Source organism: Cohnella faecalis (assembly GCF_003570905.1).
Classification (GTDB): domain Bacteria; phylum Bacillota; class Bacilli; order Paenibacillales; family Paenibacillaceae; genus Cohnella; species Cohnella faecalis.
The window spans coordinates 24318-45487 of record NZ_QXJM01000037.1 but is presented as its reverse complement, the minus strand read 5'-3'; the positions used below and the strand labels follow the sequence as shown (position 1 = coordinate 45487).

At 54.9% G+C, this 21170-nt stretch carries 17 protein-coding genes and 3 pseudogenes; 2 read left to right on the top strand and 18 right to left on the bottom strand.

Annotated features, from left to right (window positions below):
• Positions 1–107 precede the first annotated feature (107 nt).
• The 14 genes and pseudogenes from D3H35_RS11400 to sucC all read right to left on the bottom strand — a co-directional run bounded on the left by D3H35_RS11400 (position 108) and on the right by sucC (position 14861).
• Positions 108–950 (bottom strand): FliH/SctL family protein, encoded by an 843-nt coding sequence (locus tag D3H35_RS11400; RefSeq protein ID WP_119149388.1) that lies wholly within the window; start codon positions 948–950, stop codon positions 108–110.
• Positions 943–1952 (bottom strand): annotated as a pseudogene (gene fliG, locus D3H35_RS11395) (flagellar motor switch protein FliG). The gene D3H35_RS11400 and the pseudogene fliG overlap by 8 nt, the downstream one beginning before the upstream one ends.
• 14 nt (positions 1953–1966) lie before the next feature.
• Positions 1967–3535: a flagellar basal-body MS-ring/collar protein FliF gene (gene fliF / locus D3H35_RS11390; RefSeq protein WP_119149386.1), complete on the bottom strand. Its 1569-nt coding sequence runs from the start codon at positions 3533–3535 to the stop codon at positions 1967–1969.
• 91 nt (positions 3536–3626) lie between these two features.
• On the bottom strand, positions 3627–3935 hold the full coding sequence (gene fliE / locus D3H35_RS11385; RefSeq protein ID WP_119149384.1) for a flagellar hook-basal body complex protein FliE: 309 nt from the start codon (positions 3933–3935) through the stop codon (positions 3627–3629).
• Positions 3936–3984: 49 nt separating this feature from the next.
• Entirely contained in the window at positions 3985–4428 is a 444-nt protein-coding gene (flgC, locus tag D3H35_RS11380) for a flagellar basal body rod protein FlgC (protein WP_119149382.1), read from the bottom strand.
• A 3-nt stretch (positions 4429–4431) separates the two neighbouring features.
• Positions 4432–4848, bottom strand: coding sequence for a flagellar basal body rod protein FlgB (gene flgB / locus D3H35_RS11375; RefSeq protein ID WP_119149380.1), 417 nt, complete (start codon positions 4846–4848; stop codon positions 4432–4434).
• Positions 4849–5103: 255 nt separating this feature from the next.
• Positions 5104–5871, bottom strand: coding sequence for a GTP-sensing pleiotropic transcriptional regulator CodY (codY, locus tag D3H35_RS11370; protein ID WP_119149378.1), 768 nt, complete (start codon positions 5869–5871; stop codon positions 5104–5106).
• Between the two features lie 42 nt (positions 5872–5913).
• Positions 5914–7305, bottom strand: a complete 1392-nt coding sequence (hslU, locus tag D3H35_RS11365; RefSeq protein WP_119149376.1) for an ATP-dependent protease ATPase subunit HslU — start codon at positions 7303–7305, stop codon at positions 5914–5916.
• Between the two features lie 24 nt (positions 7306–7329).
• Positions 7330–7869, bottom strand: a complete 540-nt coding sequence (gene hslV / locus D3H35_RS11360; protein WP_119149374.1) for an ATP-dependent protease subunit HslV — start codon at positions 7867–7869, stop codon at positions 7330–7332.
• Between the two features lie 96 nt (positions 7870–7965).
• Positions 7966–9282: an FADH(2)-oxidizing methylenetetrahydrofolate--tRNA-(uracil(54)-C(5))-methyltransferase TrmFO gene (trmFO, locus tag D3H35_RS11355; RefSeq protein ID WP_119149717.1), complete on the bottom strand. Its 1317-nt coding sequence runs from the start codon at positions 9280–9282 to the stop codon at positions 7966–7968.
• 19 nt (positions 9283–9301) lie between these two features.
• Positions 9302–11401, bottom strand: a complete 2100-nt coding sequence (topA, locus tag D3H35_RS11350; protein ID WP_119149372.1) for a type I DNA topoisomerase — start codon at positions 11399–11401, stop codon at positions 9302–9304.
• A gap of 71 nt (positions 11402–11472) precedes the next feature.
• Complete coding sequence (gene dprA, locus D3H35_RS11345) at positions 11473–12645, bottom strand: DNA-processing protein DprA (RefSeq protein ID WP_158594074.1); 1173 nt, start codon at positions 12643–12645, stop codon at positions 11473–11475.
• A gap of 97 nt (positions 12646–12742) precedes the next feature.
• On the bottom strand, positions 12743–13669 hold the full coding sequence (sucD, locus tag D3H35_RS11340; protein ID WP_119149368.1) for a succinate--CoA ligase subunit alpha: 927 nt from the start codon (positions 13667–13669) through the stop codon (positions 12743–12745).
• Between the two features lie 31 nt (positions 13670–13700).
• Complete coding sequence (sucC, locus tag D3H35_RS11335; protein ID WP_119149366.1) at positions 13701–14861, bottom strand: ADP-forming succinate--CoA ligase subunit beta; 1161 nt, start codon at positions 14859–14861, stop codon at positions 13701–13703.
• Between the two features lie 336 nt (positions 14862–15197).
• Here sucC and D3H35_RS11330 point away from each other — a divergent pair, with 336 nt between their 5' ends.
• Both D3H35_RS11330 and D3H35_RS11325 read left to right on the top strand, forming a co-directional pair.
• Positions 15198–15719, top strand: a complete 522-nt coding sequence (locus D3H35_RS11330; RefSeq protein ID WP_119149365.1) for a hypothetical protein — start codon at positions 15198–15200, stop codon at positions 15717–15719.
• Positions 15720–15835: 116 nt separating this feature from the next.
• On the top strand, positions 15836–17395 hold the full coding sequence (locus tag D3H35_RS11325) for a YifB family Mg chelatase-like AAA ATPase (protein WP_119149363.1): 1560 nt from the start codon (positions 15836–15838) through the stop codon (positions 17393–17395).
• 400 nt (positions 17396–17795) lie between these two features.
• Here the strand turns inward: D3H35_RS11325 and D3H35_RS11320 are convergent, their stop codons facing one another.
• The 4 genes and pseudogenes from D3H35_RS11320 to D3H35_RS11305 all read right to left on the bottom strand — a co-directional run bounded on the left by D3H35_RS11320 (position 17796) and on the right by D3H35_RS11305 (position 21106).
• On the bottom strand, positions 17796–18206 hold the full coding sequence (locus D3H35_RS11320) for a YraN family protein (protein ID WP_233567889.1): 411 nt from the start codon (positions 18204–18206) through the stop codon (positions 17796–17798).
• Positions 18203–18510 (bottom strand): annotated as a pseudogene (locus D3H35_RS11315) (EscU/YscU/HrcU family type III secretion system export apparatus switch protein). The gene D3H35_RS11320 and the pseudogene D3H35_RS11315 overlap by 4 nt, the downstream one beginning before the upstream one ends.
• Positions 18507–20384 carry a hypothetical protein gene (locus D3H35_RS11310; RefSeq protein WP_119149361.1) on the bottom strand — a complete coding sequence of 626 codons (1878 nt, stop codon included), beginning with the start codon at positions 20382–20384 and terminating at the stop codon, positions 18507–18509. The pseudogene D3H35_RS11315 and the gene D3H35_RS11310 overlap by 4 nt, the downstream one beginning before the upstream one ends.
• Positions 20385–20479: 95 nt before the next feature.
• Positions 20480–21106: pseudogene (locus tag D3H35_RS11305) on the bottom strand (ribonuclease HII).
• Positions 21107–21170: the final 64 nt, after the last annotated feature.

Sequence of the window (21170 nt, the reverse complement as noted above, 5' to 3'; positions counted from 1 at the left end):
CGACGTCGGGGCCTTCCGATTCTACGGTCAGTCCGATTACTTGCGTCACCTTGCCGTTGACACGAACGGGATCGATAGAGCCGAGAGCTTCCTCGTATTTGGATAAATCAAGGAGCGCCATCGCCAGACTCCTCCTCGCGCGCTTGAGCGGCTACTCTCAGCAGCTCTTCGCGAATAGCGTCCAATTGTGTGTCGATCCGGGCATCGATGCTTCCGAATGCCGAGCGGACGATACAGCCACCGTCCTTAATCGAGGCATCGGGCACGATTTGCAGCTCGGCCTGGGAATCGATCACGAGCATGAGCTCCTCTTTCGCGGCTTGCACAAAGCCGAACTGCGACGGAGATACGCACAGAGTGATGACTCCCTGCTCCTTGCGGCGGGCCAACGCCCTCGCAAACATGTTGACGGCCATTTCAGGCGCTTCGGCTACTTTCGCGAGAATGATTTTCTCGGTAATCGCGCAGCTGAGCTCCACCAGAAACCTTTCGGCTTCCGCTATCGTATTGTCCTTTGTTATGTAAGCCTGTCGAACGATTGCATTCGCTTCGTTCAATCTCGCGTCCCATTGTTTCGCAAGGTCGCGCTCGGCTTGGCCAATTCCCTCTTTATAGCCTTGATCGTAGCCGGACTGCCTAGCTTCTTCCGCGACTTGAGAGTCTTCCGCCCGCCGCTCGCGCCACCAGTCGTCCGCTTCGGAACGAGCATCCGCAACCAATTGCCGCGCCGTTTCCTGCGAGGCTTCGACGATTTGCCGCGCCGCTTGCTCGGCGTCCTGCAATATGCGGTCTCTCATCGATTGTGTTTCGACATCTATCGACGATTCTCCTTCGCCGATATCCGGATTGGAAGAAATATTTTGCGGTGGAAGCTCGAATTTCCTGGCATTTTCAAGCCTTTTCAGATCCTCCAGCGAGATGACGCGACCGGATTTGATCAGATTAGACAATAATATCGTCTCCTCCGCCGCGGGCGATAATAATTTCTCCCGCTTCCTCCAGTCTGCGAATCGTCGCTACGATGCGAGTCTGGGCTTCTTCGACGTCGCGCAACCGTACGGGACCCATGTATTCCATTTCTTCCTTGAACGTATCGGCCATCCGCTTGGACATATTGCGAAAAATCGCTTCGCGAACTTCTTCGCTGGCCACTTTGAGGGCAAGCTGCAAATCCGCGTTCTCGATATCGCGAATGATTCGTTGAATCGAACGGTTGTCGAGATTGACGATATCCTCGAAGACGAACATTCTCTTTTTGATTTCTTCGGCCAATTCCGGATCTTGAATTTCGAGCGAATCGAGAATCGTCCTCTCCGTTCCCGGTCGACCCCGTTCAAAATCTGTACGATTGATTCAATACCGCCGGCATTGGTGTAATCTTGAGTAACCGTAGCCGATAGCTTCTGCTCCAGCACCCGCTCGACCTGGGCAATGACGTCCGGCGATGTGCTGTCCATAAGCGCGATCCTTCTCGCAACGTCCGCCTGCTTGTCCTGCGGCAACGAAGAAAGAACGGCCGACGATTGATCCGGTTGCAAATAAGAGAGAACGAGCGCGATCGTCTGCGGATTCTCGTTCTGTATGAAGTTGAGAATTTGCGTAGGCTCCGCTTTCCTTGCGAAATCGAAAGGACGAACCTGCAAGGTCGCGGTCAAGCGATGAAGGATATCCGTCGCTTTCTGGGTGCCGAGCGCCTTCTCCAATATTTCTTTCGCATAAGCGATACCGCCCTGCGTCAAATACTCCTGAGCGATGCATATTTGATGAAACTCGCTTAGTATCGTTTCCTTCTCCGAGCTGTCCACTTTGCGAACGTTGGCGATTTCCAGAGTCAACTGCTCGATTTCGTCGTCTCGCAAATGCTTGAACACTTGCGCCGACACTTCCGGCCCGAGCGTGATCAGCAGGATGGCCGCCTTTTGCCTGCCCGACAACTGATTAAACTTTGCCATAACTGCCACCGCCTTTATTCATCCACGAGCCAAGTGCGGAGAAGATTGACGAACTCCTCCGGTTTGCGCTTGGCCAAGCTTTCGAGTTGCTTGCGAACCTGACTTTCTCCCGCGACGTTGTCGATATCGATCGTCGGGAGCTCGGTACGGGTAGCCGCCATTTCGGCAAGCTCCTTCGCTTCCTCGGACGCTTTGCGACGACGGTACATAATATAGCCGCCTCCGCCGAGCAACGCCAGCGCAAGCACGCCAAGACCCGCCAGCCAGTAAGTCGACGCAGCTACGCCGGAGCTAACGCTTCCGTTTCCTTCGAACGATTGCGAAATAACCGATACACGGCTCGCCAACGCTTCGTCTGTCAATTCCAGCCCCGATTCCGCAAGAAGCGTTCTTACATTAGCGACGAGCATCGCTTTGTAAGCGTTCTGCTTCTCCGGAGTCATGACGGACTCGGCCACGGCGACGTTAACGGCCAAATCTTTTACTTTATAAGGCGCATATTCGATTTGATCCTTGATGCGGGTCGGTTCGTAATTCGTCGTAGTCGACGTCTTCTCCGAAGAGGTGCCCTCGGAAGTCGTGCCGCCCGGGTAATTGGAAATGTCCGTCTCTCCGGTGCCTGCGACCCCTCCGGTCTGTCCGCTTTGGCCCGTGTACGATTCGTTGCTCGTTTTCTCGCTGATGACGATGCCTTTGTTGTCGTTATTCGGCAACGGCTCAACCTTGTTGACTTCGGTAACTTGCTTATCGAAGTTTAACGTCGAGACGACGCTTACAACCATATTGTCCATGCCGACAATCGGATTGAGGAACGACTGAATGTTGCGTTTGATGTCGTTCTCGAACTTCCGTCGAATTTCGAACTGGGTTTCGACGATTCCGCTCGAATTGGCGTTGCTTCCCCCATTCGAAGGCGTCAGCTCTCCGGACGTGCTCGTAATTGTAATGCCGTCGACGTCCAGATTCGGCACCGCCGTCTTGACGAGATTGAAGTAGCTGTCGATTTCCTCCTGTTTCGGACGGAAGCCCGGCTTGAAGGTCATCACTACCGAAGCCGTCGCCTTCTCGCGATCTTGGTCGCTCAGGAATACCGATTCCTCCGGAAGATTAACGAGCACCTTCGCGCGCTGTACGCCTTGCATCCCCAGCAGCAGCTGCTGAATTTCGCCGTTCAGGGCGTTGCGGTACTTGACTTTGAATTCGTTGTCCGTCGTACCGATCGCGGACGACCCTTTGGTCATTTCGGCGAAGCCGATCGAGCCTTGCTGGACAAGCCCTTGAGAGCCGACTGCGACCTTTACGCGGGAAGCCGCTGCGCTCGGCACCGAAATGCTCGAGCCGTCGGCGCCCAGCTTGTACGAAATCCCCTCTGCATCCAAGTATTGGATGATGGATTGCGCATCGGTGTTGTCCAGGTTTTGAAACGCCAGCTCGTACTCTGTCCTTGTAAACGCATATGTAAGTAAAATGATCGTCAGCAGAAGCAATAGAGCCGCTCCGCCTAATACCGCTTTCTGCTTTTTGCTGTACTGGTTCCAGAAGCCGCTAAGCCTCTCGCGAACCTGACCTAACTTCTCGTTCACAATTTCACCTCACCTGCGGTTGAAGCAGCCTTCGAAAGCTGAATAGGCTTCATCGATTGGGCTGCGGGTTTGCTGCGTTGAAGAGCTGCGATTACATTTGCATCCGCATGATTTCCTGGTAGGCCTCGATGACCTTATTGCGAACTTGTGAGGTTAAAGATAAGCTTAGCTCCGCTTGCGTGGCAGCAATCATGACGTCGTTAACGTCTGCATTGCCGATGATGAATTGATCCGTGACTTTATGTACATTCGTTTCTTGGGCGGCCACGCCGTCCAAAGCATTTTTAAGAAATGCCGCGAAGCTCTCGGTCGCTTCGGCCGGAGTAGCCGTTTTGCGTTCCAGCGGAGTCAGGACGTTCGTCGTTATTCCAACCGGCGCGATCAGGTTGTTCGTAATCAAGAGGGCCCCCGCTTTCGCTATTTAGATACTAGTCATCGGACTTGCGTCATCAACGTCCTATTTCAAGCGATTTCGTGAACATCGCCTTGCTCGCGTTCAAGGCCGTAACATTCGCCTCGTAGGAACGCGATGCGGAAATTAGATCGGTCATTTCCTTGACCATGTCGACGTTAGGCATGTAAACCATCCCGTTCTCGTCCGCATCCGGATGCGACGGGTTGTACACTTGCTTGAACGGAGTCTGATCCTCCTGGATCTTCGTCACATGGACGCCTCGTTCCGAAGGGCCTGTCAGTTTGTCGTTGAGCAAATCCTTGAAGGGGGCCTGCGTCGGCTCCATCACGACCATCTTGCGGCGATACGGAACGAACTTGCCGTCCACGTACTGGGCACGAGTCGTCTCGGCGTTGGCGATATTGGACGTAATGACGTCCATCCGAAGCCGCTGCGCGGTTAAAGCCGATGCGCTAATGTCGATACCGCTAAGCTTCATTTATTAAGCCCTCCCGTCGATGCCGATCCGCATCATTTTCACGTCATGATTGATCTGCTGGACGAACAGATTGTACCGAAGCTGATTTTCCGCGAGCATCGACATCTCTTTTTCGATATCGACGTTGTTCTTGTCATTGTTAATGACGGTGGAATCCTCGGTCACAATTTGCGGAGCGGGGCTGGAATAAGAGCTTCCTCCGATCGGAATGTGCCTTTCGTTCGTCAGCCTGCCGGGCAGCACGGATGTGCCTTCCCCATCCATCGCTTGAGTGAGCAACTCTTCAAATGCGACATCGGACCTCTTGAAAAAGGGAGTGTCGACGTTCGCAACGTTATTGGACAGCACCTGCTGTCGCAAAGAAGCGGCGTGAAGAGCTCCTTCCAATCGACCAAACGAAGCTCCACCGAGCACGTTCATGAATTTCCCGCCTTTCTTTTATTAAAAAAAATAATCAATCGACATAAGGTTTCGTCAACTATTTCAACGTTCGACAACCATAATCCTGCTTGATTCGACATTTAATTCGAATTTCACCACATTTTTTGGGGGTACCCGTTAATTAAAATTTTCTAAGACCATCATCCATCACCGCTTAGTTTGTGACAATAAGAAAAAAGCCCTAATCTGAACAGCAAGACTGGGCTTCAAGATATAGAAATATGACGCAAGCCTTTATTTTTTACGATTTTCGAGCTCCTGCAAAAGTTGGAAATTGAGAATTCGGATGTAGGTACCCTTCATACCAAGCGACCTAGTCTCGATGACGCCGGCGCTTTCCAGCTTCCTTAAGGCATTGACGATGACCGACCTGGTTATGCCGGCCCGATCGGCTATTTTCGAAGCAACGAGAAGTCCCTCTTTCCCTTCCAGCTCATCGAATATTTGCTCAATGGCTTCCATTTCGCTGAAGGATAGCGAGTTGACCGCGACGGACACAACCGCTTTGTTGCGAGCGGCCACTTCTCGCTCTTCCGCACGCTCGCGCAAGATCTCCATGCCTATGAGAGTAGACCCGTATTCGGCCAAAATCAGGTCGTCATCCCCAAAGATCCGCTCATCCATCGATAGGATAATAGTCCCGAGTCTGTCGCCTCCGCCTATGATCGGAACGATCGTTACCGTACGGCCTTCAAAAGCCGCTTCCACGGGCGACAGCGTCTCGGATTTCGAAACGTCGGTGACCGTTTCCCCAATTCGCAGCAAATTCTCATTCGTTTCCGCAGGAAAACGCAGCTCGTCCGGATGCTCCTGACGAAGCCACATCTCCGGAAAATGAGTAGACAGCGCCGATCCGAGAATTTTCCCTTTACGACTGACGACGAACACATCGGCTGTAGCCGTTTCCCGCAGCACTTCCGCCATTTCGCGGAAAATGAGCGGTTTCCCCGCGGCTCGCTGCAGCAATTTGTTGAGCGTACGGGTCTTTGAAAGCAACGTCATGATCTTCTTTTCCTCCTAATTGCGGCAAACCGTTTCGAACCTCTACAAAATATATTGACTCAAATCGCGGTTGCTTGCAATGGTCGCCAGCTTTTCCCGCACGTATTCCGGCGTTATGCTCATCGATTCCAGCTGCAGCTCCGGCGCTTCGAAGGATAAATCCTCAAGCAGCTTCTCGAGAAGCGTATGCAGCCGGCGGGCTCCGATGTTCTCCGTATTCCGATTCACTTCCTGAGCCATCCGGGCGATTTCGGCAATAGCTCCATCCGTAAAATCGACTTCTATTCCTTCCGTCTGCAGAAGAGCGGTGTATTGCTTCGTCAACGCGTTCTGCGGCTCCGTCAATATGCGCACGAAATCTTCATCGGTCAGACTCGACAGCTCCACCCTGATTGGAAACCGTCCTTGCAGCTCCGGTATGAGATCCGAAGGCTTCGCGATATGGAAAGCTCCCGCTGCGACGAACAATACATAATCCGTCTTTACCGGACCGTATTTGGTCATTACCGTAGATCCTTCTACGATCGGCAGAATATCTCTCTGCACGCCTTCGCGGGACACGTCGGGCCCTTGCCGGCTTCCGCCGCTCGCGATTTTATCGATTTCATCGATGAAAATAATACCGGACTGCTCCGCGCGCCGAACCGATTCCGTAATGACATCGTCCATGTCAATCAGCTTCGTCGCTTCCTCTTGTGTAAGGACCTTGCGCGCTTCTTTAACCGACAACCGGCGCTTTTTGCGTTTTTTGGGCAAAAATTGACCGAGCATTTCCTGCATGTTCTGGCCCATTTGCTCTTGTCCCGGACCGGAGAACATATCCATCATCGAAGGAGTCGCGTCTTCGACGTCGATTTCGATCGTTTCGTTTTCCAATGCGCCCGCTTCAAGCTTCTCTCTCGTGTCGCGCCGTTTCCCTTCAATCGAAGGGTCGACCGCCGCTTCCGGCTCGTCTTGGTTCTGAACGCCTCCGAACAGCATTTCGAGCGGATTGCGCTGAGTCTTCGCTTTAGCGGGAGATGGAACGAGCAGCGCGACCAAACGCTCGTTGGCCGCCTTCTCGGCTTTGTCCTTCACCTTCTCGGTACGCTCTTCCTTCACCATCCGAATCGCCGTCTCCACCAAATCCCGCACCATCGACTCTACATCGCGTCCTACGTAGCCGACCTCGGTGAACTTCGTCGCTTCCACTTTGATGAAAGGCGCCTGCACGAGCTTCGCGAGTCGTCTTGCAATTTCCGTCTTGCCGACGCCGGTCGGTCCGATCATCAGGATGTTTTTCGGCACGATTTCGTCGCGGATTTCTTCCGGCAGCCGGCTTCTGCGAAAACGATTGCGCAAAGCGACGGCAACCGATCTTTTGGCCGGTTTTTGACCGACGATATATTTGTCTAATTCCGCTACGATCTGGCGCGGAGTGAGCTGTTCGTTCATCGTTTTTCCCTCCCGGATACGAGGTTATATTTCTTCCACAATAATGTTATGGTTCGTAAATACGCATATTTCGGCAGCCGTCTCAAGCGCTGCTCGCGCCATTTCGTTCGCTTCCAAATTCGGCGCGTGCTTCTTGAGCGCACGCGCGGCGGCGAGCGCGAAGCTGCCCCCGGAGCCTATGGCCAGCACTCCGTCGTCGGGCTCGATCACTTCACCGTTCCCCGACAACAGCAGCATGCCCGTCGCGTCCACGACGATCAGCATAGCCTCGAGACGTCTTAGAACGCGGTCCGAACGCCAGTCCTTCGCAAGCTCCACAGCCGCTCTCTGCAAGTTGCCGTGATGCTCCTCCAGCTTCCCTTCGAACTTCTCGAACAAAGTAATCGCATCGGCCACCGATCCGGCGAAACCGGCTACTACTTGCCCTCGATAAAGACGTCTCACTTTTTTCGCGGTATGCTTCATAACCATGCTCTGACCGAACGTCACTTGCCCGTCGCCCGCAATGGCGGCTTTGCCGTTGTGACGGACGGCGCAAATCGTCGTCGCGTGAAACTCGTTCATCCTCTGCGCCTCCTTCTTTCCTTACTATTCAAAAAGCTCAAGAAGCAGCTTCAGTCGTCATTCGCCTCCGCTGCTTCCATGCTGTCTATGCCTGAATCAACCGATGCTTTTGACGAACGTGTCGATCTCCTCTAACGCGCGAGCCGCAATGGCCTCGTTTCTTTCTTTCTTCCCTCGAATCCGGTTCTCCATTGGAGGAAACAGACCAAAATTCGCGTTCATAGGCTGAAAGTGCCGGAAATCGGCCGTCGTAATGTAGTTGGCCATGCTGCCCAGCGTCGTATGCGCGGGAAGAACGACAGGCTCAAGTCCTCTCGCAAGGCGGCCGGCATTCAATCCCGCGAGAAGACCGGAGGCGGCCGATTCGACGTATCCCTCCACCCCGGTCATCTGCCCGGCGAAAAAGAGCGTCTCGCGTTTTGCGAACTGATATGTCGGCTTAAGCAGCTTCGGCGAATTGATGAATGTATTGCGGTGCATAACTCCGTAACGGACGAATTCCGCATTTTCCAAACCCGGGATAAGAGAAAATACGCGCTTCTGCTCGCCCCATTTCAAATGCGTCTGGAAGCCGACCAGGTTGTACAGCGTGCCCGCCGCATTGTCCTGGCGAAGCTGGACGACGGCGTGCGGCCATCTCCCCGTCTTCGGATCGTCGAGACCTACCGGCTTCATCGGTCCGAACAGCATCGTCTGCTTGCCTCGTTTCGCCATGACTTCGATCGGCATGCAGCCTTCGAAATACATTTCCTTCTCGAACTCTTTGATTTCGGCCGTTTCCGCCGTAATGAGCGCTTCGTAGAACGCTTCGAATTGCTCCGGATTCATCGGACAATTCAAATAGGCTGCTTCTCCCTTGTCATAACGGGAAGCCAGAAACACCTTCTCCAAATCGATCGAATCCTTCTCGATAATCGGAGCGGCCGCATCGTAGAAGTAGAAATACTCTTCTCCGAGCAGCTCCTTGATCTGCGATGAGAGATCGGGCGACGTGAGCGGCCCTGTCGCGACGACGACGATGCCGTCGTCCGGTATGACGGGCAGCTCCTCGTTGACGACGGTAACGAGCGGATGCTCGCGCAGATGGCTCGTCACCTCGCCGGAGAACCCTTCCCTGTCGACGGCCAAGGCTCCTCCGGCGGGAACGGCGTGCTTGTCGGCTGATGAGAGGATGAGTGACCCTAGACGGCGCATCTCTTCCTTGAGTACGCCTACGGCGTTCGTCAGGCCGTTGGCGCGCAAAGAGTTGCTGCATACGAGCTCGGCGAAACGGTCTGTGTGATGAGCCGGCGTGCGGCGGACCGGACGCATTTCATATAGAGTGACGGGTACGCCTTGGGACGCGATTTGCCAAGCGGCTTCGCTTCCCGCAAGACCGGCGCCGATAACGGTCACGGAACGTATTTCGGTCAAAATGTCCAAGCCTCCACCTTTATTCTGCTGCTTCTTCGATGTCCGGCGCTTCTTCGGAATGGGTGCACGACGTGCAGTTCCATTGAGTCTGAGCTCTCGTCCGCTTCTCCACCATCAAGGCGCCGCAATCCGGACACGGCTTCGCGACCGGCTTATCCCAGGATACGTAATCGCAGCCCGGATATTGATCGCAACCGTAGAACAAACGGCCTTTTTTGCTGCGCCGCTCGACGATCTTTCCTTCCTTGCATTTCGGGCACGTTACGCCCGTGTCTTTCACGATCGGCTTCGTATTGCGGCAGTCCGGGAACCCGGAGCAAGCCAAAAACTTGCCGAAACGGCCCATCTTGTAGACCATCGGGCTTCCGCATTTGTCGCACACTTCGTCGGAAGGCTCGTCGCGGATTTCGATCTCTTTCATTTCGTCTTCCGCTACGGTCAGCCGTTTTTCGAACGATTTGTAAAAGTCGCCGATAACGTGAACCCAATTTTCCTTGCCTTCCTCCACATGGTCGAGGTCGCCTTCCATGTTGGCGGTAAATTCGGCATCGAGTATTTCCGGGAAAAACTCCTCCATAAGCTGGATAACGAGCTCTCCCAGCTCCGTCGGGACGAACTTCTTCTCTTCGATCGCTACGTAGTTGCGTTTCTGAACGGTCTCGAGCGTCGGAGCATACGTGCTCGGACGGCCGATCCCCAGTTCCTCCAACGTTCGCACAAGACGCGCTTCGGAGTACCTCGGCGGCGGCTGAGTAAAGTGCTGCTTCGGATCGACGCTGGACGACTTCACGGCGTCTCCGACCGCAAGCGGAGGCAGCAAACGTTCTTCGTCGGCGGAAGTACCGTCGTCATTTCCCTCTACGTACACCTTCATGAACCCGGCGAATTTCATCTTCGAGCCGGTCGCGCGGAACGTAACGGGACCGTTCTGCAAATCGACGGTCATCGTGTCGAGCACAGCGGACGCCATTTGGCTTGCGAGGAATCGTTCCCAGACCAGCTTGTAGAGACGGATTTGATCGCGCGAAAGAAACGACTTCACCGATTCCGGGTCGCGGAGCACGGAAGTAGGCCGGATCGCTTCGTGAGCGTCCTGCGCGTTCGCATTTTTCTTGTTGTACACCCGCGGCGTCTCCGGTACGAAAGCGACTCCGTATTTACCCGCGATGAATTCCCGCGCCTCGGTCTGCGCGATCTCGGATATGCGCGGCGAATCGGTACGCATATAAGTGATGAGACCGACGGTGCCTTCCGTGCCGAGATCGACGCCCTCATAGAGCTGTTGGGCAATCTGCATCGTCTTGGAGGCCCGGAAATTCAGCTTGCGCGCCGCCTCTTGCTGCAACGAGCTCGTAATGAACGGCGGCGACGGATTGCGCAACCGTTCCTTTTCCTTGACTTCTCCGACGGAGAAGGCTTCGCCTTTCAACAGTGCGAGCACTTCCTTGACCTCGGCTTCGCTGCCCAATTCCTTCTTCTCGCCGTTCACGGCATGGAACTTGGCTTCGAATTCGGCCTTCTCTTTCGACAGATGAGCGGTGATGCTCCAATATTCTTCCGGTACGAACTCTTTGATTTCGTTCTCGCGGTCGATGACGAGCTTGACGGCAACCGATTGTACGCGGCCGGCGCTTAGCCCCTTCTTGACTTTCTTCCACAGCAGCGGGCTAATTTTGTAGCCGACGAGCCGATCCAGCACCCGTCTTGCCTGCTGAGCGTTCACAAGGTCCATATCGATCGGCCGGGGCGCCTTGAAGGCATCCTTGACGGCCTGTTTCGTGATTTCGTTGAATACGACGCGGCAAGCGTCTTTCTCATCCAGCTCAAGGTAATGCGCGAGATGCCACGCGATCGCTTCTCCCTCTCTGTCGGGGTCAGCCGCGAGGTACACTTTTTTCACCTTTTTGCTGGCATCTTTCAAGTCCTTAAGGACGGTACCTTTTCCGCGGATCGTGATGTATTTAGGCGTGAAGTCGTTTTCGATCTCGACGCCGATCTGGCTTTTGGGCAAATCGCGAATGTGCCCCATGGACGCCTTGACGATAAATTTACTGCCCAAATATTTGCCGATAGTCTTGGCTTTCGCCGGAGACTCGACGATTACGAGTGAATCCGCCACGTCCGTTCCTCCTCTCCTACGGTCGACGAGCCTTTGCCTTCGTCGCTCGAAACAGACAAGTCGACGGAAGGTCAAAGGACACTATATACGAAACCGGGCTCTTGGTGAATCCTTCTTTTTATAAGTAAAGATAGCAGAACCGAGTGTAAAAGTCCAAATGTCATCCCGGAGCTTGCCGAAAGCTCGTCGATCGAACGGGGCCGATCGAGCAATAATTCGTATATGGAAGCTTCATCGGCGCTCAGGTTCGGAGATGGCGTCGTCCCCGATTTCGACAGCAAATCGGACATCGGCAGCGAAGTCAATTCGGTCAGTTGGCTGACGTATTCTCCCCAGATATCTTCAGCGTCGATGACGGGCTTCGCCCCGTCTCTTAGCCATTTCATAATTTCATGACTGCGGGGAGACGTTATTTGTCCGGGAACGACGAACACGTCGCGTCCGTAAGCAAGTGCTCTGTCCGCCGTCCGGAACGCCCCGCTGCCTTTGGCCGCTTCCACGACGACGGTGCCAAGCGCCAGCCCCGCGATGATTCGGTTGCGCTCCAAAAACATATACGGCTTCAGAACGGCGTCCGGCGGTGTTTCGGATAACAGGAGTCCGGATTCGCCGATTTTTCGGTACAGCTCTTTATTTTCATACGGATAAGGTTTGTTAACGGGCGTGGCCAGGACGGCAATTGTCCCTCCAGGCTGCTCAAGCGCCCCCCAATGTGCTGACGTATCGATTCCGCTGGCCATTCCGCTTACGACCGTTAGACCGCATCCTGCGCATTCTGCGGACAGCATTTCGGATGCATGCCTGCCGTACGCCGTCGCGACTCGCGTTCCTACGACGGCGACGGACGGACGAGACGCCAGCTCATAGCGGCCGCGGTAATACAAAACCCATGGGTGATCCTTCGTCTCCAAGAGCAGCGGCGGGTACTCGGCGTCGAATGCGGTAACGACGGACATCTCTCCCTTTTCCCGCTGTCTGCGCCGCATTTCGATTCTCTCCGGCCGAAAGCCATCGAGGAGCGACTGCACCTGATGCGGCTTGAGTCCCATATCTTCCCATTCCCGCTCGCGAATTTCGTTTGCCTCCTCCAATCTCCCTGATTGGACAATCAAGCTTAGCAACGCTCTGCCGATGCCTGGGCATTCGTGCATTGCAATCAAATGGCGGCGCATTCTCTCCATCGTATCCGTCAAAATTTCCGCTCCCCTCGACCCGCTATAGATCGAATCCGCAACGACAAACAAAAGGCAGCCCTCCATCCCCTTGTCATCCAAGAGGAGGAAGGCTGCCTGCCTATCCCGTTCGCGCATTCGCAATTATGCTTATGCACTCACTATAGCATTACGATTTGCATTTTTCCAGCAAGCCGCGCTCTTCGAGAACGCTGACGAGCGTCGAGCCCATCTCCGACGGCGTCGGAGCGACCTTGATGCCGCATTCGTTCAGCTTGGCGATTTTTTCTGCAGCCGTACCTTTACCGCCGGAAATAATCGCGCCTGCATGGCCCATCCGCTTGCCAGCCGGAGCCGTAGCGCCGCCGATGAAGCCGACGACCGGCTTCGTCATGTTCGCCTTGATCCACTCCGCCGCTTCTTCCTCGGCCGTACCGCCGATTTCGCCGATCATGATGACCGCATACGTATCCGGGTCTTCATTGAAGAGCTTCAGAATGTCGATGAACTCGGATCCTTTGACAGGATCTCCGCCGATGCCGACAGCGGACGATTGACCGATTCCGCTCGACGTCAATTGATGAACGGCTTCGTAAGTGAGCGTCCCGGAACGGGAAACGACGCCTACGTGGCCTTTTTTGTGAATATAGCCCGGCATAATTCCGATCTTGATCTCGCCCGGCGTAATGACGCCAGGGCAGTTCGGTCCGATCAGGCGGGTTTTCTTGCCTTCCATGTACCGGGTAACCTTGATCATGTCGATGACAGGAATACCTTCGGTAATACAAATAGCAAGATCCAGCTCCGCATCGACCGCTTCCATGATCGCGTCGGCCGCGAACGGCGGAGCGACATAGATGACGGAAGCCGTCGCGCCCGTAGCCGCTACCGCTTCTTTCACCGTGTTGAAGATCGGCAGCGAAACGGTCGAGCCGTTTTCAAGCGTAATGTCGACCGTTTGGCCGCCTTTGCCCGGCGTCGTGCCGCCGACCATCTGCGTACCGTAATCGAGTGCACCCTTGGCGTGGAACAATCCCGTCGCTCCCGTAATGCCTTGGGTGATCACCTTGGTGTTTTTATCGATCAAAATGCTCATGACTTCACACTCCCCGGTTCGTTCTCCCTAGTCATTTCACGAGCGACACGATTTTTTGCGCGCCGTCGGCCATCGAATCCGCGGCCACGATGTTAAGGCCCGATCCGTTCAAAATTTCCTTGCCCAGCTTCACGTTGGTGCCTTCCAGACGAACGACGAGCGGCTTGTCGAGACCAAGCTCGCGCGCGGCCGCCACGACGCCTTCGGCAATTACGTCGCATTTCATAATGCCGCCGAAAATATTAACGAAAATACCTTTCACGTTAGCGTCGGACAAGATGATCTTGAACGCTTCCGTTACTTTTTCTTTCGTAGCGCCGCCGCCAACGTCCAGGAAGTTGGCCGGCTCGCCGCCGTAATATTTGATAATATCCATCGTCGCCATCGCAAGACCCGCGCCGTTAACCATGCAACCGATGTTGCCATCGAGAGCGATGTAGCTCAGGTCGTATTTCGAGGCTTGGATTTCCTTCTCGTCTTCTTCATCCAGATCGCGAAGCGCCACGATGTCCTTGTGACGGAACAGAGCGTTGGAGTCGAAGTTAAGCTTCGCGTCCAGCGCCATAACGTCTCCGGAGCCCGTTACGACGAGCGGGTTGATCTCGGCGATCGAGCAATCTTTGTCTTCGAACGCTTTGTACAGCTTCAGCATGAAGCCGGCCGCTTTGTTGACCAACTCATTAGGGATGTTGATCGCATAAGCAAGGCGACGCGCTTGGAATGGCAGCAATCCGGTTACCGGATCGACGATTTCCTTAATGATTTTCTCGGGCGAGTGAGCGGCGACCTCTTCGATCTCCGTTCCGCCTTCTTCCGAAGCCATCATAACGATTCGGCCTGTGGCGCGATCGACGACGACTCCGACGTAATATTCTTTCTTGATGTCGCAGCCTTCTTCGATAAGCAGGCGCTTCACTTCTTTGCCTTCTGGTCCGGTTTGGTGCGTAACGAGCACTTTACCGATCAATTCGTTAGCGAAATTCCGTACGTCGTCAAGGCTTTTGGCGATTTTGACGCCGCCCGCTTTACCGCGTCCGCCGGCATGGATTTGCGCTTTCACGACAGTGACCGCGCTGCCCAGCTCTTGCGCCGCCGCGACGGCTTCTTCCGCCGTAAACGCGACTTTGCCCCGAGGCACGGAAACGCCATACTGTCTCAAGACTTCCTTGCCTTGATACTCATGAATGTTCATGGCCCTTGCATCCTCCCGTTTTGCACGTGTTCGATCGTGCGGCTGCCGCAGCCCGGCCGCGCATCGCGCAGGTGCCGTCAGCGGAAGCCTGTACCAAAACCTTCCCTATTGTAACACTTTTCGCCGAGACGTTCCTCTTTTTTTCATCAATTTTTTAGCTCGATTTGGCAATGGTTTCATCTAAAAAATAGATCAAAAACGACCGATCGTTTTTAGAATGACCATCCCGAACATAACCATACCGGCATTCGCCCGGTTTCCAAAAAGAAAGGGATAAGAGCATAGTCGGCAAGCAGGCATCGCGAATAGATTGATCGAAAAGGAGGTGTTTTTCAGGTGGCCATTCAGTTTTTGGATATGATGGTTTCCCAGCAGCTCGACAGCCCATCGGGAACGACGGTTCTTACGACGGTTCCATTATTGATCGGCGATCTAGGAGTATCGACGTCGCTTGTAGTCGGCACTCCGAACCAAGATAAGGTACGCGTAGGATTATCGGGTACGGTCGGCATCTTGCACAATGCCAAAGACAAGCACGATAAGGATAAGCATAAGGATAAGAAAAAAGACAAACACGACCATGACTCCCATGCCTCCGTCCTTTTTACGATTGAGCGCGGCGGCAACGGAACGTTCGGCTCCGGCACCGTGATTTATCAGGAAGAATACAGACCCGTAAAAAAGCACACTTCCCTTATTCCCGTCTCCATCACGACGACAGACTTTCCCCCATCGGCTGCTGCAGCCCAAAGTCTTATCCGCTACACTCTGTACGTTGCGCTAGACGTTCCGTCCGAAGCCTTCATATTGACCGGACCGATCGCGATTTACGGCGTTGCGGTAGCCGGCTTTAACTAAGGCTGTTGACAATTCCGGCTGCGGAAGGATAGACTGATTCAAAGGATACGAACGGAAGATAAGGAAGCACCTTTCTTCGATGGCGACGAGTCGCTGTGGAGGGAGGGTGTTTTTCATTGTATGTTAAAATGCTCAGCGCTAGCGTAGCGGGAGTCGAAGGTCGAATTATCGAGGTGGAAGTCGATATTAGCTCGGGGCTTCCCCAGGTTTCCGTCGTCGGGCTTCCGGATCCAGCCGTGAGAGAATCCGTGGAACGGGTGAGGGCCGCTATTCAAAACGGGGGCATGAAGTTTCCTCTCGACCGGATTACGGTCAATCTGGCTCCCGCCGATTTGCGCAAGGAAGGCAGCGCTTTCGATCTGGCGATCGCGGCGGGCATTCTATGCGCGAGCGGGCAACTGTCGCCGGATAAGCTGGAAGGCGCAATGCTAATTGGCGAGCTGGCCCTGAACGGGGACGTTCGGGCCGTTCCCGGCATCTTGCCAATGACCGAGCAAGCTCGAAAAAGAGGATTGAAGCGAGTCGTCGTCCCTTACCCGTCCATGGCGGAGGCAGCGCTGCTCGAAGGAATCGAAGTCGTCGGTATCGGCTCGATCAAGGAATGGGGATCGCTCGGCGAATTCGTGGATTTTTCCGTAGGTGCCAAGTTGCGCGTTCACAACCGCGAAAGAGCAGTTGCCGAGACCGACGACTCCGATCATCAGTTGGATTTAGCGGACGTTATCGGTCAGCAGCAAGGCAAGCGAGCTCTCATAATCGCGGCCGCAGGGATGCACAACATCTTGTTTGTCGGTCCTCCTGGAACGGGCAAAACGATGCTCTGCCGCAGACTCCCTTCCCTGCTCCCCGATTTGGACGACGAAGAGGCACTCACTCTTACGAAAATTTACAGCGTCAGCGGCAAATTGGTCGGCTCCCGCCAAAGCCTTATCCGCGCTCGGCCTTTTCGGATGCCTCATCATACCGTATCTGCGTCGGGATTAATCGGAGGAGGATCGATTCCGAAGCCTGGGGAGGTGACGCTTGCGCATCACGGCGTCTTGTTTCTCGACGAGATGCCGGAATTTTCGCGAGCATGCTTGGAAGCGTTGAGGCAGCCGCTGGAGGATCGCGAAGTCACGATAGGACGCGCTCGCGGAGTTTGCCGCTTTCCCGCCAGATTTATGCTGGCGGCGTCGATGAATCCTTGCATGTGCGGGTACTATGGAGGCAGCATAGAGGAAAAGCCTTGCACATGCCCGCCCTCCGCAATTGCCCGTTATCGCTCACGGATGTCCGGCCCGCTCGCCGACCGAATCGATCTACAGGTCGAACTTCCCCGAGTAACGTTTCGTGAATCGAAATCTGACGAGTGGACGTCGGCTCGCGTTCGCACAAAAGTGGCGGAAGCGTATGAAAGACAGAAGCTCCGTTACACGGGCAGCGGAGTTTCGTGGAACAGCGAGCTTCAGGGACGGCTGCTCAAACGGTATGCGCGTTTAAGTTCGGAAGCGGAGTCGCTTATCGGCAGAGCATACAAGCTTCTTGGCCTTAGCTTTCGAGCGCATGACCGCATACTGAAGATGGCACTGACCATTGCGGACCTGGACGGACGCGATCGGATCGAAACCGAGGACATAGCGGAAGCGATCCAGTACCGTTGTCTTGACCATTCCTATGCAAAGTCGAACGCTTGAACGGAATAAGGTGCCTAACGACCAGCCAATTTGAGTTGGCGGTGCGGCACCTTTTGCACGTTTCTTGCAATTTATATACGACAAGCAGGATTCCAAGCCCGCTCAATAGGCAGATGTAATAAGGAGCTTGCTGCAATTATTGGCACCGCTCGATGTGTGGGACGTGCTCCCACTGATGACGCTTTCCAGCTAATTTCTGCTCCATGTACGGGATGTGCTCCCACTGTTGGCGCTCTCCAGCTAACTTCCACTCAATGTATGGGACGTGCTCCAACTGTTGGCGCTCTCCAGCTAACTTCCACTCAATGTATGGGACATGCTCCCACTGTTGGCGCTCTCCAGATAATCTCCGTGCGATGCACGGGATGCGCTACCGTTGTTCCCCCACAATCAACAATGATTAGAAAGCGCCGGGTATGTGTTTGATTTCAGCCACTTCGCCGTCCGCGCTGAAAGTAACGGCTACGGCATCGAATCGGACGGACCGATTGCTTTCGCCCTTCATTCTCATATAAATGGAAGCAATGTCTCGGACTTGTCGGCATTTGCGCGGAGTAATCGCTTCGATGGCTGTCCCGAATCTATTCGTGCTCGATCGCGAACGTACTTCCACGAACACCAAAACGGCTTCCTCCAGAGCGATTAGATCGATCTCGCCTGAACGGCAGCGCCAATTCCTTTCCACTATGACCAGCCCCAGAGATTGCAAATAAGAGGCGGCCGCCTCCTCGCCTCTTAATCCGGTCAGCCTTCTACCCCTAGCGGACGGAACGGATGTCGTACGCCGATTCGATCCGAAAGAGTCGTTCAACCGATCCCCCCTCCTTCACTTCTTGTCGCGAGCTTATCCGAACGGTATACGAAGCTAAGCACTTCCGCGACAAGCCGATAGAGCTCGGGGGGATTTCTTGCTCCAGGTCGAGCTTGGACAGCACTTCCACAAGCGAAGCGTCTTCTTGCACCGGTATTCCGTTATCCTGGGCGCGGCGCAATATTTCGTCCGCGATAACGCCTTGGCCTTTGGCGATGACAATCGGGGCCGTTCGGTGCTCCGGCTCGTACTTGAGAGCAACCGCTTTTTTCGGTAATGTCCGTTCGGACGGTTGTCGGCTCATGCCCGAAAATCAACTCCCTTGTAAGGCTTAGAGGCAAACGCAGATGACGGAGGGTAATCCCCTCTCGGATTGTCCGTTCCCGCTGCTCCATCCGCCCCTTCGATACCCGAACGAAGCGAAGGCAGCGGCGATACAGTCAACGACAGAAGCTGGAAGCCCGCCTCTCTTATTCCCGACGACAGCTCGTTCCTGGCTTGTTCCAATAAATCCTGCATACCTGGAAAATCGTTCATCAGCTTAAGCGATACGATACGATCGACCACCTGAACGTCGACGACCGTATCTCCCAGATTTCGCATGCGCAGATCGAATAACAGCCGGCAATTGTCGGCGTCCCACTCTCCTCGGCGTCCGCGCCGCGTCTGGACATGAACGGTAGCAGTCGTCTCGCCATCCGCCGTCTTCATTGGCACGAATAACGTCATATGACTGAACGGCGAAGTCCCGTTGCGCTCGGAAGCCAACAGCAATTGCTGTCCGGTTATTTGATTGACCAGCGTTTGGGCGGCATCCCGTAATGCAGGAGGTATATCGTCACGGGAAGATAAGGCGAGCAAAGCGCTTTTCATCGAATCGCCGTGCTGGTTCGATGCTTGTTCCGCCGTTGCGTCCAAATCCGTTCCCGCCGAAGCGGGAAACGTTAGATCCCCGCCCAGTCTCTGATCGGATGCATGAAGAGCATTGCGCTCATGCCCAGCGCCGATCCACTGCAGGAATCGTCCGATCCAAGCGCCTTCCTGCCGAGGAGCGGCCGCAGTCGGCTGTCTGCCGTCCGGTCTGGAACCTTCCGCAGCGGAGTTGCCGGTTTTCCCCGATGCGGCCTCTCCCGAAGCAGAACGCTCGCTTGAACTCAAGGAGGCTTGTCGATTAGCCGCAGCCGCATTCTCTTGAGAGCTTGTCGATGTTGTCGCTCGCGGCATCGCCGAAGCTCGTTCGCCGCCAGCTTCGGCCAATCCGCTCCGCGGCGCAGACCGCTCAATCGGATCGCCCTCATTATCCGTTCGAGCCTGTATCGCCGCTTTCACATTTTCCTGAACCGAGAGATCCGCAACATTTACTGCCGATCCACGCGGGTTCGCCCGAGCCGAATCTGCATTCCGCGCAATCCCGTCGGGTTGCGGCCGAGAGCTTTCTACCGACTTTTTCGCTTCGTCTCCAAAAGTCGGCTGGCCCTCCTTCCCCGCCTCGGCTCGAACCATGTACTCCGCTCCTCGCGCGAGGAGCGTTTGCAGCTTTTTCCCAAGCTCGGACGCCTCGCTTGACGCAGCATTGCCCGAGCTTTGCCATGCGGCAAGCTCAGTCTGCACGTTCGCGATCGATTCGTGAAGCGGAGCGCCGAACAAAGCTTGCCTCAGCGAGCCGATCGTCGCTTCCGTCGGAGCGAGCCCTCGTCGGAACGCTACGTCCGAAGCCGCCATCCAGCTTTGCGAATCGGTCGTTGCCGGCTTCAGACTTGCCGCCGAGGCGAAAAAGGACGCCGTATCCCGAGAGATCGGATAACCGTCCTTTTTCAACCCTCTCACAAGCTCCATGGCCCATTTTTGCTCCGGAAGGCTGAACGACTTAAGCACGTCCTTCAGCCCTTCCTCCGGCATCATTTCCGACAGGTCCGCAAGAGGCTTAAGCGCCACCAAGCCGCCGCCCGAGCTCGTCTGCACCTGCAGCAGCGTTCCGCGACCGACAGGCATATCCGCATCGAGCCTTGCCCTCACGTTAACGCCGTTAATGCTCACTATAGCTTCCTGATTGTCCAGCAGCTCCAAGAGGACGCCTCGGACGATTTGCCCTATTCTTAGCTCCAGCGCCTTGCTCCCCTCGGCCGGCTGTCCTTCGCTTAGCAGCGCCCGAAGCATTGGTCCGATGTTCATGCTCACGCGGTATTCCCCCCTCACGAACGAAGCGATTTCCTTACTTCTATGTATCGGCTTGGCAAACGCGAAAATGAATGCAAATGCTCTTCTCTATCCCTCTAGAACAATTCCTGTTGCACGACGTACAGCCCCTTTAGAAAGCTTTGCCTATGCATCGGCGTTGGACCGAGTCTTATAATCGCCTCGCGATGCTCCTTGGTCCCGTAGCCCTTGTGCCCGGCAATGCCATAGCCCGGATGAAGAGTATCCCATACTTCCTGGCATAGCCTGTCCCTCGTCACCTTGGCCACGATGGATGCCGCGCCGATCGATTGGCTGAGAAAATCGCCTTTGACGATAGCCGTCTGGTTCGTATCAAGCTCTACCGACTCCGCATCCACAAGCAAGTAATCCGGCTTTACGCTCAAAGCCTCGACCGCCTTTTTCATCGCAAGCCGGGAAGCCTGGCGAATATTGATCCGGTCGATCGTCGCCGCATCCACTCTCGCCACAGACCACGATGTCGCCGTTTTCAATATTTCCTCGTACAGCAGGTCCCGCTTTTTTTTCGCTTAATTGCTTGGAATCGTTAACTCCTTCCAAAATAAAACCGACAGGCATAATGACCGCAGCGGCTACAACGTCTCCGAACAGACAACCGCGGCCTACTTCATCGATACCGGCGACGGCGGTATATCCCGGCTCCAGCATTCCGTCTCGAATTGCAGCCGATTCGTTTCTTCCATGACATTCCCGCCCTCTTCCATTCCTATTGTTATTGACATTGTCCGTCAATTCCGCACTATTGCC